The organism is Faecalibacterium sp. Marseille-Q0746 (genome assembly GCF_017377595.1).
GTDB lineage: Bacteria > Bacillota > Clostridia > Oscillospirales > Ruminococcaceae > Faecalibacterium > Faecalibacterium duncaniae.
The window spans coordinates 23,813-37,068 of sequence record NZ_JAFREI010000018.1 but is presented as its reverse complement, the minus strand read 5'-3'; the positions used below and the strand labels follow the sequence as shown (position 1 = coordinate 37,068).

12 protein-coding genes are annotated in these 13,256 nt (G+C 55.7%); 9 read left to right on the top strand and 3 right to left on the bottom strand.

All coding sequences use genetic code 11. The features are described from left to right. Positions 1-319 precede the first annotated feature (319 nt). The 4 genes from J3351_RS10605 to J3351_RS10590 all read left to right on the top strand — a co-directional run bounded on the left by J3351_RS10605 (position 320) and on the right by J3351_RS10590 (position 4,810). Positions 320-1,330, top strand: a complete 1,011-nt coding sequence (locus J3351_RS10605; protein ID WP_117477177.1) for a LacI family DNA-binding transcriptional regulator — start codon at positions 320-322, stop codon at positions 1,328-1,330. 84 nt (positions 1,331-1,414) lie between these two features. After that, positions 1,415-2,854, top strand: coding sequence for a twin-arginine translocation signal domain-containing protein (locus J3351_RS10600; RefSeq protein ID WP_098924402.1), 1,440 nt, complete (start codon positions 1,415-1,417; stop codon positions 2,852-2,854). A 112-nt stretch (positions 2,855-2,966) separates the two neighbouring features. Further along, positions 2,967-3,944, top strand: coding sequence for a carbohydrate ABC transporter permease (locus tag J3351_RS10595; protein ID WP_117505963.1), 978 nt, complete (start codon positions 2,967-2,969; stop codon positions 3,942-3,944). Next, a complete protein-coding gene (locus J3351_RS10590; RefSeq protein ID WP_207697716.1) occupies positions 3,944-4,810 on the top strand; it encodes a carbohydrate ABC transporter permease in 867 nt (288 codons plus the stop codon). The genes J3351_RS10595 and J3351_RS10590 overlap by 1 nt, the downstream gene beginning before the upstream one ends. 72 nt (positions 4,811-4,882) lie before the next feature. On the opposite strand, the gene J3351_RS10585 is transcribed toward J3351_RS10590, so the two are convergent. Together J3351_RS10585 and J3351_RS10580 are read right to left on the bottom strand one after the other, a co-directional pair. Continuing rightward, positions 4,883-5,179 (bottom strand): putative quinol monooxygenase, encoded by a 297-nt coding sequence (locus J3351_RS10585; protein ID WP_035394851.1) that lies wholly within the window; start codon positions 5,177-5,179, stop codon positions 4,883-4,885. A gap of 115 nt (positions 5,180-5,294) precedes the next feature. Next, entirely contained in the window at positions 5,295-6,410 is a 1,116-nt protein-coding gene (locus J3351_RS10580; RefSeq protein ID WP_156067215.1) for an ABC transporter ATP-binding protein, read from the bottom strand. Positions 6,411-6,537: 127 nt separating this feature from the next. Here J3351_RS10580 and J3351_RS10575 point away from each other — a divergent pair, with 127 nt between their 5' ends. Continuing rightward, a complete protein-coding gene (locus J3351_RS10575) occupies positions 6,538-7,383 on the top strand; it encodes an AraC family transcriptional regulator (protein ID WP_099357283.1) in 846 nt (281 codons plus the stop codon). A 47-nt stretch (positions 7,384-7,430) separates the two neighbouring features. Here J3351_RS10575 and J3351_RS10570 read toward each other — a convergent pair whose 3' ends face one another. Then, positions 7,431-8,732 carry an MATE family efflux transporter gene (locus tag J3351_RS10570; RefSeq protein ID WP_207697715.1) on the bottom strand — a complete coding sequence of 434 codons (1,302 nt, stop codon included), beginning with the start codon at positions 8,730-8,732 and terminating at the stop codon, positions 7,431-7,433. Positions 8,733-8,971: 239 nt separating this feature from the next. Between J3351_RS10570 and greA the strand changes: the two genes are divergently transcribed. The 4 genes from greA to J3351_RS10550 all read left to right on the top strand — a co-directional run bounded on the left by greA (position 8,972) and on the right by J3351_RS10550 (position 13,255). Then, positions 8,972-9,457: a transcription elongation factor GreA gene (gene greA / locus J3351_RS10565; protein ID WP_097773349.1), complete on the top strand. Its 486-nt coding sequence runs from the start codon at positions 8,972-8,974 to the stop codon at positions 9,455-9,457. A 19-nt stretch (positions 9,458-9,476) separates the two neighbouring features. Continuing rightward, entirely contained in the window at positions 9,477-10,988 is a 1,512-nt protein-coding gene (lysS, locus tag J3351_RS10560) for a lysine--tRNA ligase (protein ID WP_098924410.1), read from the top strand. Between the two features lie 302 nt (positions 10,989-11,290). Beyond that, the gene (locus tag J3351_RS10555) at positions 11,291-11,662 is read left to right on the top strand and encodes a TnpV protein (protein WP_207697714.1); all 372 of its coding nucleotides are present in this window, start codon (positions 11,291-11,293) and stop codon (positions 11,660-11,662) included. Positions 11,663-11,827: 165 nt separating this feature from the next. Next, positions 11,828-13,255, top strand: a complete 1,428-nt coding sequence (locus tag J3351_RS10550; RefSeq protein ID WP_207697713.1) for an ATP-binding protein — start codon at positions 11,828-11,830, stop codon at positions 13,253-13,255. Position 13,256 lies beyond the last annotated feature (1 nt).

The window sequence follows — 13,256 nt, the reverse complement described above, 5'->3', positions numbered from 1 at the left end:
TAAGAATAGTCTATCCTGCGGGAAAAATCAAGAGCGGACCTGAAATATACAACAAGGGTGCAGCGGGCTGGTTCAGGGGTGAAAACCGGTATGGGAACGAAAAAATTATCGAACGGTAACGAAATGTAACGAAAACGATACAGACTGCATAATTCTGAGGAAATGAAATCTCGCAACCTGCTGAAATGCGGACTTTTAGGATAAAACTTTTCTTCTTCTGCTTGATTTTTAGTGCAAAGTGCGCTATATTGAAATTGCGAAAACGATTTAGGATTCGCTCGGGAGCCTTGAGCGGGTCCCTGTGAGGGAGGGCGGCGAAATGTCATCCTTAAAAGATCTGGCGCGTGAATGCGGTGTCTCGGTGGCAACGGTGAGCAAAGCGCTCAATGGCCAGTCGGACATCTCTGCTGCGACCCGCGACCGTGTCCGCGAGGCGGCCCGCCGGATGGGCTATGTGCCCAATATGGCGGCCCGCGCAATGAAGACCAACCGTACCTACAACCTTGGCGTTCTGTTTGTGGACGAGCGGCAGAGCGGCCTGGCCCACGAGTACTTCTCGGCGGTGCTGGACAGCTTCAAGGTGCAGGTGGAAAAGCTGGGCTATGATATCACCTTTGTCAACCGGAACCTCGGCGGCAGAACAATGACCTATCTGGAGCACTGCCACTACCGGGGCGTGGATGGAGCGGTGATCGCCTGCGTGGATTTCAACGATCCGCAGGTGGTGGAGCTGGTCAACAGTGATGTGCCGGTGGTGACCATCGACCATGTGTTCAACAACCGGATGGCGGTCCTTTCCGATAATGTCAACGGGCTTTCGGCGCTGGTGCGGTACGCCTACGCCAACGGCCACCGCCGCATCGCCTTTATCCATGGCGAGCGCACGGCGGTGACGGAGAACCGGCTGGCGGGCTTCTACAAGAGCTGCGCGGAGCTGGGGCTGCAGGTCCCCGAAGAATATGTGCGCTGCGGTGTGTATCACGATCCAGACCGCTGTGCCGAGGAGACCCGGGCCCTGCTGGCACTGCCCCAGCGGCCCACCTGCATCCTCTTCCCCGATGATTTCTCGGCCATGGGCGGCTGCATCGCTCTGCAGGAAGCGGGCCTGAGCATCCCGGAGGATATTTCCGTGATGGGATATGACGGCATTTACCTCTCCCGCGTGATGAAACCCCAGCTGGTGACCTGGCAGCAGAACACCAGAATGCTGGGCCGGATGGCAGCGGATAAGCTGGTGCAGATGATCGAGCACCCCCGTGTGACGCTGGCCGAGCAGATCCCGGTGACAGGAAAACTGCTGGAGGGCGGCTCGGTGCGCAGCATCGAATGAATGGGTTGAATTTGGTTCCGGGCGAACCGGAGCCTTGAATTTGAAACGCTTTTTCACGAAAACCATTGAAGGAGGTTTTTCATTATGAGAAAGATTTCGCGTCGTAATTTCCTGCTGGCTTCCGGTGCAGTTACCATCAGCGCAGCGCTGAGCGCATGCGGCGGCTCCTCTTCTTCTACCGGCGCGGCATCCTCTGCCGCAGCTTCTTCCGCCGCTTCCGATGCTCCGGCAGCTCAGGGCAAGGTGCTGAATATCTGGTGCTGGAACGACGAGTTCCAGGGCCGCTTCAATAACTATTACCCCGAGGTCGCCTCCATCGCTGAGGATAAATCCACCACCACCCTGAAAGATGGCACCGTTGTCAAGTGGACCATCAACGCCAACGAGAACAACAACTACCAGAATAAGCTGGATGAGGCCCTGCTGAATCAGGACTCCGCCGCCGATGATGACAAGGTAGATATCTTCCTGATCGAGGCTGACTACGCACTGAAGTATGTGGATTCCGATTACGCGCTGGATGTCAAGGCAGACATCGGCCTGACCGATGCCGATCTGGCTGGTCAGTACCAGTACACCAAGGACATTGTCAGCGTGGACGGCAGCCAGCGCGGCACCACCTGGCAGGCGACCCCCGGTCTGTTCGCATATCGCCGCAGCATCGCCAAGGAAGTGCTGGGTACCGATGATCCCACCGAGGTGCAGAGCCATCTGTCCGATTGGGATAAGTTCAACGAGGTGGCAGCACAGGCCTATGCAAAGGGCTACAAGATGCTGTCCGGCTTCGATGATGCTTACCGTACCTTCTCCAACAACGTGGACGCTCCCTGGGTGGACGGCACGACCGTCAAGGTAGACCCCAACATTATGAAGTGGGTCGATCAGACCAAGGAGTACACCGATAAGGGCTACAACAATAAGTCCAGCCTGTGGGACAGCCAGTGGGCAGCCGATCAGGGCCCGAGCGGCAAGGTGTTTGGCTTCTTCTATTCCACCTGGGGCATCAACTTCACCCTGCTGGGCAACTCTCTGGAGACCCCTGTGGCCGAGGGCGGCAAGGAAGAAGTGGGCAACGGCATCTACGGCGATTACGCAGTCTGCGAAGGTCCTCAGCCCTATTACTGGGGTGGCACCTGGATCTGCGCGGCAGCCGGTACCGATAATACCGATATCATCCGCGACGTGATGCAGAAGCTGACCTGCGACGAAGCCATTATGAAGCAGATCACCCTGGATACGCAGGATTACACCAACAACGAGAAGGCTATGGAAGAGATCGCAAACAGCGATTATGCTTCCGACTTCCTGGGCGGCCAGAACCATATCGCCCTGTTTGCAGAAGCTGCAAAGAAGATTGATATGTCCAATGCAGGCCCGTACGATCAGGGCCTGAACGAGAGCTTCCAGAATGCCTTCAAGGATTACTTTACCGGCACGGTGGACGAGGATACCGCAAAGGCAAACTTCGAGACCGCCATCAAGGAAAAGTACCCCGAGCTGACCGATGTGGTCTGGCCCGCATAAGCGCAGCCGGAACCTGAAAACCTTTTGAACCGAATCTGAATGGGGCGGGCCGGACGCTGATCCCGCCCGCCCCGTTTTGCTTTGGGCAATGTACGTCAGGAGGGCAGTTACTATGGGAGCAAAACCAAAGAAGAACGGCTCGATCAGCTATGCAAAGTGGGGCTATATCTTCATTGCACCGTTCTTCCTCATCTTTGCGGTGTTCCAGCTCATCCCACTGGGGTCTACGATCTATTACAGCTTTTTTGAATATTACCGCAGCGGCCTGAAGATCATCGGCCCCACCTTTGTGGGCCTGAAGAACTACATCACCCTGTTTGCAACCGACCTGCCCAAATACTTTGGCAACACGCTGCTGCTCTGGATCATCGGCTTCATCCCGCAGATCGCCATCTCGCTGCTGCTGGCGGCCTGGTTCACCGACCTGCGCCTGAAGCTGAAGGGCCAGACCTTCTTCAAGACAGTCATCTACATGCCCAACCTCATTATGGCTTCGGCGTTCGCCATGCTGTTCTTTGCCCTGTTCTCGGATAACGGCCCCGTGAACGCTGCACTGGTGGGCATGGGCATCCTCAAGGAGCCCTTCAGCTTCCTGAACAGTGTCTGGGGCAACCGCGGCCTCATCGGCCTGATGAACTTCCTGATGTGGTTCGGCAATACGACCATCATGCTGATGGCGGCCATCATGGGCGTGGACCCCACCCTGTATGAGGCAGCGGAGCTGGACGGCTGCACCCCGAACCAGATGTTCTGGAAGATCACCATCCCGCTCATCCGGCCGATCCTGGTCTATGTGATGATCACTTCGATGATCGGCGGCCTGCAGATGTTCGATGTGCCGCAGATCCTGACCAACGGCAAGGGCGGCCCCGACCGCACCTCCACCACCATGATCATGTACCTGAACAACCACCTGTTCAGCAAGAACTACGGCATGGCAGGCGCGGTCTCGGTGGTGCTATTCCTGGTGTGCGCAGTGCTCTGCGTAATCGTTTACATGGCCCTGACCAAGGAGGACGACGGGCTGAGCAAGGCCGAGCGCAAGGCCCGCAGGCAGGCGGCCAAACAGGTGAAGGGAGGAAAAGCATAATGTCACACGCAGTCAAGACAAGATCCGAAAAAGCGACCCTTGCGGCCCGCCGCACGGTGTGCTATGCGGCGCTGGTGCTGCTGAGCTTTTTATGCCTGTTCTTTTTCTATGTGCTGGTCATCAATTCCACCCGCACCCATTTTGAGATCCAGAAGGGCTTTTCCCTTCTGCCGGGAAAATCGCTGATGACCAACCTGAAAAACGTGCTGTCGGATGCCAACATCCCGGTGCTGACTGGTGTGCGGAACAGCCTGATCGTGTCCGGCTGCTCGGCTGCCCTCAGCGTCTATTTTTCGGCCCTGACAGCCTACGGCATCTACGCCTATAACTTCCGGTTCAAAAAGGCGGCGTTTGCCATCATCCTGCTCATTATGACCATGCCGACCCAGGTCTCAGCGCTGGGTTTCCTGCAGCTCATCACGAAGATGGGCCTGAAGAACAGCTTCATTCCCCTCATCATCCCCAGCATTGCGGCCCCGGCGGTGTTCTTCTTTATGAAGCAGTATCTGGATGCCAGCCTGCCCATGGAGATCGTGGAAGCCGCCCGCATTGATGGCGCGGGGGAGTTCTACACCTTCAACCATATCGTGCTTCCCATTATGAAGCCCGCTCTGGCGGTGCAGGCCATCTTCTCCTTTGTGTCCAGCTGGAACAACTACTTCATCCCCGCACTGGTGCTGGATACGGCAGACAAAAAGACCCTGCCCATCCTCATTGCACAGCTCCGCAGTGCCGACTTCCTCAAGTTCGATATGGGCAAGGTTTATATGCTGGTGGCCATTGCCATCCTGCCCGTGATCATTGTTTATCTGCTGCTGTCCAAGTTCATCGTCCGTGGTGTTGCACTGGGCGGTGTCAAGGGCTGAGCATTCCCTTCTCTCCTTTGAAAAAAGCACCCGCAGCCAGCAGGCCGCGGGTGCTTTTCTATCCTCTCGTGCTCAGTCGGCTTTGGCAATGCGCTGCATCGCGGTGGAAGCGACATGCTTCTCCTTGATGGCGCGGAGCTGGGCCATATGGTCGGTGTTTACGTGGGCCTGCTGCTGGGCTTCGGAGTCCCACTCCTCAACGATGAGCAGCTCGTCCGGGTCGGCGGCGCTCAGGTAGTAATCGTAGCGCTCAAAGCCGTCCTCCTGCTGGACCTTTGCCAGAATGCCGGCAGCGGCGACCTCCTGCAGAAAAGCGTCCCGCTGGCCGGGGAGCATACGGTAGGTGACCAGAAGCATCATGTGTTCCATGGTGAAATCTCCCTTGTAATGTTCCAATGTGTGTTCTCTTAGACAAAAGCCGCCGGAAATCGCTTCCCGGCGGCTTTTGCTTATTAGGAGGATCAAAAGATGATCCCTGGAGAACTTAGTTCAGGATGGTCTGCTCGGTCTCGACATCAAAGAGGTGGACCTTGTGCGGATCAAATGCAACGCGGACGGTGTCTCCGTTGCGTGCCTTGGAGGTGGGAGCGACACGGGCGGTCATCTTGTTGCCCTTGTACTCCAGGTACAGGTAGATCTCAGCGCCCATCATTTCGGACACATCGACCTGAGCCTCCAGGTGGCAGTCGGGGTGCTTTGCCATAAACTCGGGTTCGTCGTCGATATCCTCAGGACGGATGCCCATCTTGACCTTCTTGCCAACGTAGGAATCCAGCTTGCCGTCAGCGGTCTTTTCCTTGGGCAGGGGGATGGTGTCGCCGCCCAGGTCAATGGCGTACTGATCGCCGTTCTTGGTCACGGTGCCGTCCAGGAAGTTCATCTGGGGGCTGCCGATGAAGCCGGCAACGAACATGTTGCAGGGCATATCGTACAGGTTCTGCGGGGTATCGACCTGCTGGATGACGCCGTCCTTCATAACAACGATGCGGTCGCCCATGGTCATAGCCTCGGTCTGGTCATGGGTAACGTAGATGAAGGTGGTAGCCAGCTTCTTGTGCAGCTTGATGATCTCGGTGCGCATGCTGGTACGCAGCTTTGCATCCAGGTTGGACAGGGGCTCGTCCAGCAGGAAGACTGCCGGGTTACGAACCATTGCACGGCCCAGGGCAACACGCTGACGCTGGCCGCCGGACAGAGCCTTGGGCTTGCGGTCCAGCAGGTGCTCGATCTCCAGGATCTTGGCAGCCTCGTGAACGCGGCGGTCGATCTCGTCCTTCGGGGTCTTGCGCAGCTCCAGACCGAAAGCGATGTTCTTGTAAACGGTCATGTGGGGGTACAGAGCGTAGCTCTGGAACACCATGGCGATATCACGATCCTTGGGAGGAACGTCGTTGATCAGGCGGCCGCCGATGTACATTTCGCCCTTGGAGATCTCCTCCAGACCGGCGATCATGCGCAGGGTGGTGGACTTGCCGCAGCCAGAGGGGCCGACGAAGATGATGAACTCCTTATCCTGGATCTCCAGGTTGAAGTCGGTAACAGCAGGAGCAGTAGCGCCCGGATAGATCTTGTAGATGTGCTGGCAGCTAATCGAAGCCATAGGTCATTGCCTCCATTAAAATTTTTCTATGTTACGGCACCTTGACGGTGCACGCTCTCGTTGGTATTATAATAACAGATAACTTTGTGATATAAAATAGCATTTTATTGATTTGAGGTGTCAGATATTGCTTTATGATTGGACAAGTACCGCAGCCCTTGGCGTGGTGCGGGATATCCAGCCCAAAGAACCCCTGACCCTGACCGGCGAGGGGCTGTGGGTCTGCCTGATCTCCAGCGGCAGATGCACCGCCAGCCTGACCGATGCCTCGCCCTCCCCGGCGGGCAGCGCACTGATCCTGCCGCCCCAGAGCGCGGCGGCGGGCCATCTGGTGCTGAGCCGCGCCCCGTTGACCCTGACTCCGGAAGGGGAGAGCCACCTGCTCTGCATCCAGCTGACCGGGCAGGCGGCGGTGCAGTTCCTTGCCGGGCTGACGGAGCTGCCGTTCCTGGCCCGGGGCGAGACCTGCCCCGCCGCCGCAGAGCTGCTGGGCCGCCTTGCCGCCGAGGCCGATACACCCCGCAGCCGGGCTGCCAGCCAGCTGGCCTTTGCCCTGCTCTGTGAGCTTGCGGGGGCCGACAGCGCCGCCCCGCCCCTGCCGCCGCTGGTGGAGGCCGCCATTGAGGATATCCGCCAGAACTACGCTGGCCTGTACGGCGTGGAGGAGCTCAGTGAGCGGCTGGGGGTCTCCAAGAGCCACCTTGTCCGCACCTTTACCGCCGCCGTGGGGGTGCCCCCGGGGCGCTACCTGACCACTGTGCGGGTGGAAGCTGCCATGCGGCTGCTCCTGCACCGGGAATACACGCTGGATGTCATTGCCAGCCTGTGCGGCTTCTCAGGGGCCAACTACCTGTGCCGGGTGTTCAAAAAAGAGACCGGCCAATCCCCCGCACAGTGGCGGGCCTTGGCCGGTCAGACAGCGCGGCCCCTCAGCCCGGCGGAAAGCCAGCGGGAGCAGGCACTGTATATTTAAAGTGTTCAGGAGCCGGGGCAGCACCCGGCTCTTTTCCGTGGAGGCGTTCAGCCGCACACAGACCGCGGGCGCTTGAGCAGGAACACCGTCAGGGCCAGTGTGATGGCCTCGGCGGCGGGGAAGGCCGACCACACGCCGTTCATGCCGAACAGGGCGCTCAGGATCAGTGAGCAGGTGACGATGGCGGCCACGCCCCGGCTGACCGAGGTGATGGTGGCCTCGGTGGGGCGGTTGACCGCACCCAGATAGCCCGCCGCAACAATATTGCAGCCTGCAAAGAAGTAGCCCAGGAAGTAGATGCGCATACCGCTGTGAGCGTATTCGGCCATCAAAGCGGAGCTCTCGCTGTTGAAGAGGGCAACAAAGGTGTCGGTAAAGCCAAACACGGCACCGTACAACACCGCCGCCAGCGCCAGCGCGGTGCCGCAGCCCAGCAGAAGCAGCTTTTTTGCCCCGGCCATCTCATTCTTGCCGTAGCACTGGCTGATCAGCGGCTGGGCACCCTGGGCCACGCCGTTGAAGATGGCTGTTGCCACCAGCGCAAAGTTTGCCACCACGCCGTAAGCGGCCACGCCCACGTTGCCCGCCAGCCGGAGCAGCAGGAAGTTGAACACGGTGGTGGTCACGGCAGAGGAGAGCTCCCCGACAAAGCCGGAGATGCCCAGCTGGCAGCTCTGCACCAGCAGCCGGGCCGAGGGAGCCTGCCGGACAAAGGTGAGCGTGTTGCTCTTTTGAAAGAAGTGGCGGCTGCAGATGGCGATGCTGAGCACCGGCGAGATGGCCGTTGCCAGCGCCGCGCCGGGCAGGCCCAGCCCCATGGGGAAGATGAAGATGTAATCGAACACCACATTGAACAGGCTGCCGCTCAGGGTGGCCACCATGGCAAGGGACGGGTCGCCGTCGTTGCGGACGAAGGCCGAGAAGATGTAGTTGCACATGAAGAAGGGTGTGAACAGCAGGAAGATGCGGGTGTAGTTCAGGCCCAGCGCCACGATGTCCGCATCGCCGCCCATGAGCTGCAGAAGCGTGCCCGGGCAGAACGCGCCCGCCAGCATGAACGGGATGGCGATCAGGCAGGCGCAGAGGATGGCGTTGGAAAAAAACCGCTGCGCCCGCGCCTCGCCCTGTGCCTGCAGGATGGCGTACCGGGTGGCAGCACCCAGGCCGATCATCGAGCCGAAGGCAAAGATCAGGTTGTACATGGGCAGGCAGAGGTTCAGCAGGGTCACGCCGTCGGTGCCCGCCGCCTGGGCGATGAAATAGGTGTCGGCCAGAATATAGCACGATGTGCCGATCAGACCGAAAATATTCTGCGACACATACTTGAAGAACTGCTTTGTCAGGTTCATGGAAGCTTCCTTTCCGCGGGGAGAGTAGGGGAGTGAAACGTAAAAACGACTACTACTATATCATAAAACTTGGCATATTTCAACGAAAAAGCGAGAAAACACGCCGCCGCTTTTTCCGCTCTAGCGCCGTGGTTTTTATTGACAAGCTCCCGGCTTGCTATTATAATAGAACAGTCATAATAGCATTCGTGCGCGGCTTTGCGGCTGCGTCAATCCAATAGACAAGGAGAAGATCCAAAATGGCACAAGAAATCAAGATGTCCGCTTCCGGCCTGAAGGCGATGCAGGACGAACTGGAATACCTCAAGACGGTCCGCCGCAAGGAGCTGGCCGAGGAGATCAAGGAAGCCCGCAGCCACGGCGACCTTTCTGAGAACAGCGAGTACGATGAAGCCAAGAACACCCAGGGTCTGGTGGAGAACCGCATCACCGAGCTGGAGCAGATGGTCAAGAACGCTGTGATCATCGACGAGAGCGAGCTGAGCGTGGACAGCGTTGCTGTTGGCACCCACGTTTCCATCAAGATGATCGGTGACGATGAGGCCGAGGAGTACGATATCGTTGGCCGCACCGAGGCTGACCCCATCAACGGCAAGATCAGCGACGAGAGCCCGGTGGGCCACGCTCTGCTGGGCAAGGCCGTGGGCGAGAAGGCTGAAGTCCTGCTGCCCTCCGGCCAGACCGTCGAGTACGAAGTGCTGGCCATCACCCACGCCGCAAACTGAGCCTGAACGGGAGGAAACCATGGAAGAGCAAAAGAGAAACCCCGCTCAGGGCCTGTCTGAGAGCGAGCAGGTGCAGGTGCGCCGCCAGAAGCTGGCCGACCTGCAGGCTGCCGGAAACGACCCCTTCACCCTGACCAAGTTCCCGCAGGACGCATACTCTGCCGACCTGAAGGAAGAGTTCAAGGATCTGCCCAACGAGACCGACAGCGGCAAGCAGGTCGCGCTGGCCGGCCGTATGATGTCCAAGCGCGTGATGGGCAAGGCAAGCTTTGCCCACCTGCGCGATGATAAGGGCGATATCCAGCTGTATGTCCGCCGCGACGAGCTGGGCGAGGAGGCCTACGCCGCCTTCAAGAAGCTGGACGTGGGCGATATCATCGGTGTCAAGGGCGAGGTGTTCCGTACCAAGACCGGTGAGCTGAGTGTTCGCGCCACCGAGCTGACCCTGCTGGCCAAGAGCCTGCGCCCCCTGCCCGAGAAGTTCCACGGCCTGACCGATACCGAGATGCGTTACCGTCAGCGCTATGTGGACCTGATCGCCAACCCGGAGGTGAAGGATACCTTCGTCAAGCGCAGCCAGATCCTGAAGGAGATCCGCGCCTATCTGGACGAGAAGGGCTTCCTGGAGGTGGATACCCCCATCCTGACCCCCTTTGAGATCGGTGCCTCTGCCCGCCCCTTCTACACCCACCACAACAGCCTGAACATGGACATGGTGCTGCGCATTGAGACTGAGCTGTACCTCAAGCGCCTGATCGTGGGCGGCATGGACCGCGTGTACGAGGTTGGCCGCATCTTCCGCAATGAGGGCATGGACCCCAAGCACAACCCCGAGTTCACCAGCATCGAGCTGTATCAGGCCTTTACCGATTTCCACGGCATGATGGATCTGGTGGAGGAGCTGTACAAGCGCCTTGCCCTCAAGATCTGCGGCAGCATGGTCATTCCCTATCAGGGCAAGCAGATCGATATGGGCCACTGGGAGCGCCTGACCATGGTGGAGGCTGTCAAGAAGTATTCCGGTGTGGACTTCAACGATTGGAAGTCCGACGAGGATGCCATTGCCTCTGCCAAGGAGCATCATGTGGAGCTGCCCGAGGTCCCCACCAAAGGTGCCATTCTGGCCGAGTTCTTCGATGCCTTTGTTGAGGACAAGCTGATCCAGCCCACCTTCATTTATGATTATCCTGTCGAGATCAGCCCGCTGGCCAAGCGCAAGCCGGATGATCCCGCCTTTACCGAGCGCTTTGAGTACTTCATCGACTGCACCGAGTACGGCAACGCCTTCAGCGAGCTGAACGACCCCATCGACCAGAAGGGCCGCTTTGAGCGTCAGGTCGCCGAGCGCAAGGCCATCGAGCCCGACTGCAAGGCTCAGGTGGATTACGACTACGTCAATGCGCTGGAGTACGGCCTGCCCCCCACGGGTGGCCTGGGCTTCGGCGTGGATCGCCTGGTCATGCTGCTCACCGACAGCGCCTCCATCCGCGATGTTCTGCTGTTCCCGACGATGAAGCCGATTGAGCAGTAAATTTCCAATTTAAGCAAAATAAAGCCTGAAACTTCTTGATGTACCGAGAAGTTTCAGGCTTTTTCTTTTGATGAATTTCCAGCGAGAACTACACCATACGCCAATTTTACGCCAAACGATGCAGGATTTTGTGCAGAGCAAAAAGAGCGTTGTTCGCGTTTGACGTAAAATTCGGGTGTGTGGTGGATGAGTGTAGACCTGTAAAGAACTGCATCAAAAAGCGTATTTATGAATCTGCAAACGGACAGCCGGAACTTTCCACCGCAAAAGAAGCAAATGTGAAGAACATGGAGAAAAGCACAATGGAAAAGTTGAAAATCAGATTCCATGATGAAACTAATGATCTGGACTATGTCCCTGTTGGCGATTATTATCTTCCCGACTTGATTTTAGACGAACAGTTTCGATCTGTCGGGTACTGGGGAAGACGATATAGACAGCATCTGCTGGAATATCATCCGGTACGATATCAGACCCTCCTGCTATCTGGTAAATTGAACAGTTATCTATTCACCATTGACGGACAAATGCACGAGCAGTTAAATCTTCTCATTCAGCAGATGGCAAATGCTGAAGGCGTGACTGAAGAATTGAAAGCTACCAACCAGATGGAATGGGTACAGAGAATGAACAATATTCAAAATCGAGCAAAAGAAGTCATCTTTTTCGATTGATTAAGTCCAGTTATCAGTATAGTAACAGCACGCCAGGACTTTTAGTTCTGGCGTGCTGTTACTATACTGGGTATTTTGTCTAAATTTCTATTGCTACACATAATGTATAGTTGTATAATGGACAAAAGCGTGCTCCCCTAATAAAAAATGAAAGGCGGAACTGAGATGGCAAAAACAGCACAAGGATTTCCTACAAAAGAGTTTTTTGTGGGAATGCTTACTCGTGATATTGAGTTAAATGATGCTATTCTTGATTTGCTGGATAATTGTCTGGATGGTGTGGTACGTCAGAAAAAGGGCTTGACAACACGTGATACACCAGACTTTTATAAGGGTTTCTATTCTAAAATCACAATAACCAATACCTCTTTCACCATAGAAGATAATTGTGGTGGCATCCCGATGGAAGTGGCTGAAAAATATGCATTTCGCATGGGACGCTCTGCGGAAAAGTCTGATGATGAACTTCCAACAGTTGGTATCTACGGAATCGGTATGAAGCGTGCTATTTTTAAAATCGGTAGATCTGCTGTTGTAACTACGCGGAATGATGGCTGTCTCTATACTGTAACTATCCCTGAAGACTGGTCTTCGTCTGAAGACGATTGGAACTTCCCGATTGAAGAATTACACGATGACAATGTTCTTTCCGATGGAGGGACGAGCATTGAAATTCAAAATATCAACAGTGGAATCGCTGAACTTTGGGACAATCCGGATAAACTCAGTATGTACATTGACAAGCTTATCAAGGCGATCGAGCAAAGTTATAGTTTTATTATCCAAAAGGGGTTTGAAATAAGTATCAATGGAAGAAAAGTAACGCCGCTTCCTATTGAGCTCCTCGTTACGAATGAAGATGCGGGAATAAAACCTTTCATATTTACACAGGATTTTGGTGATGTGAGTGTAAAACTTGTAATTGGTTTTTATGCGCCGCCTCCCTCTCCTGAAGATATTGATGATGAAAACGACTTAAAGCGTTCGACAGCCGATGCCGGATGGACGATCGTATGCAATGATCGTGTGGTGTTATACAATGATAAATCTCATCTTACTGGTTGGGGAGAAGCAGGTGTGCCACAGTATCATACGCAGTTCATCGGAATTCGTGGCATTGTAATCTTTGAAAGCAACAACCCGAAAAATCTCCCGATGACAACAACCAAACGTGGCGTAGATACTTCATCGTACATTTATGCGGCTGTCAAAAATCGAATGCGTCAGGGACTGAAAATGTTTACGGATTATACGAACCGCTGGAAGGGGCAAAACGAAAAGGAGCGTGTATATTCTACCGCTGCAAAACGAACCTCTGTTGGCGATTTGCTTGTTCCTGCCAGCGAACTGGAGAAAAACAATCATATCAAGTTGCGTCAAAATAAGGGTGGACTTGTTTATAGTCCGGATTTGCCGAAACCACCAAATGATAAACCTTATAAAGTCATTCGGTACACTAAAGCATTGGATGAAATTGAAGACATCATTGAATATGTATACAATGATCGGTCTTTTTCCATTTCCCCCTCAGACGTTGGAAAAAAGTGTTTTGAAATGATTCTGGACGAAGCCAGAAAAAAAGAAGGTAATTAAT

What these genes read in the sequence shown, in the direction of transcription:
- J3351_RS10555 (WP_207697714.1), top strand. Translation starts at nt 11,291, where the DNA reads ATGGAAAAGTTGAAAATCAGATTCCATGATGAAACTAATGATCTGGAC.
- lysS (WP_098924410.1), top strand. Translation starts at nt 9,477, where the DNA reads ATGGAAGAGCAAAAGAGAAACCCCGCTCAGGGCCTGTCTGAGAGCGAG.
- J3351_RS10600 (WP_098924402.1), top strand. Translation starts at nt 1,415, where the DNA reads ATGAGAAAGATTTCGCGTCGTAATTTCCTGCTGGCTTCCGGTGCAGTT.
- J3351_RS10590 (WP_207697716.1), top strand. Translation starts at nt 3,944, where the DNA reads ATGTCACACGCAGTCAAGACAAGATCCGAAAAAGCGACCCTTGCGGCC.
- J3351_RS10570 (WP_207697715.1), bottom strand. Translation starts at nt 8,732, where the DNA reads ATGAACCTGACAAAGCAGTTCTTCAAGTATGTGTCGCAGAATATTTTC.
- J3351_RS10580 (WP_156067215.1), bottom strand. Translation starts at nt 6,410, where the DNA reads ATGGCTTCGATTAGCTGCCAGCACATCTACAAGATCTATCCGGGCGCT.
- J3351_RS10595 (WP_117505963.1), top strand. Translation starts at nt 2,967, where the DNA reads ATGGGAGCAAAACCAAAGAAGAACGGCTCGATCAGCTATGCAAAGTGG.
- J3351_RS10585 (WP_035394851.1), bottom strand. Translation starts at nt 5,179, where the DNA reads ATGGAACACATGATGCTTCTGGTCACCTACCGTATGCTCCCCGGCCAG.
- J3351_RS10605 (WP_117477177.1), top strand. Translation starts at nt 320, where the DNA reads ATGTCATCCTTAAAAGATCTGGCGCGTGAATGCGGTGTCTCGGTGGCA.
- J3351_RS10550 (WP_207697713.1), top strand. Translation starts at nt 11,828, where the DNA reads ATGGCAAAAACAGCACAAGGATTTCCTACAAAAGAGTTTTTTGTGGGA.
- greA (WP_097773349.1), top strand. Translation starts at nt 8,972, where the DNA reads ATGGCACAAGAAATCAAGATGTCCGCTTCCGGCCTGAAGGCGATGCAG.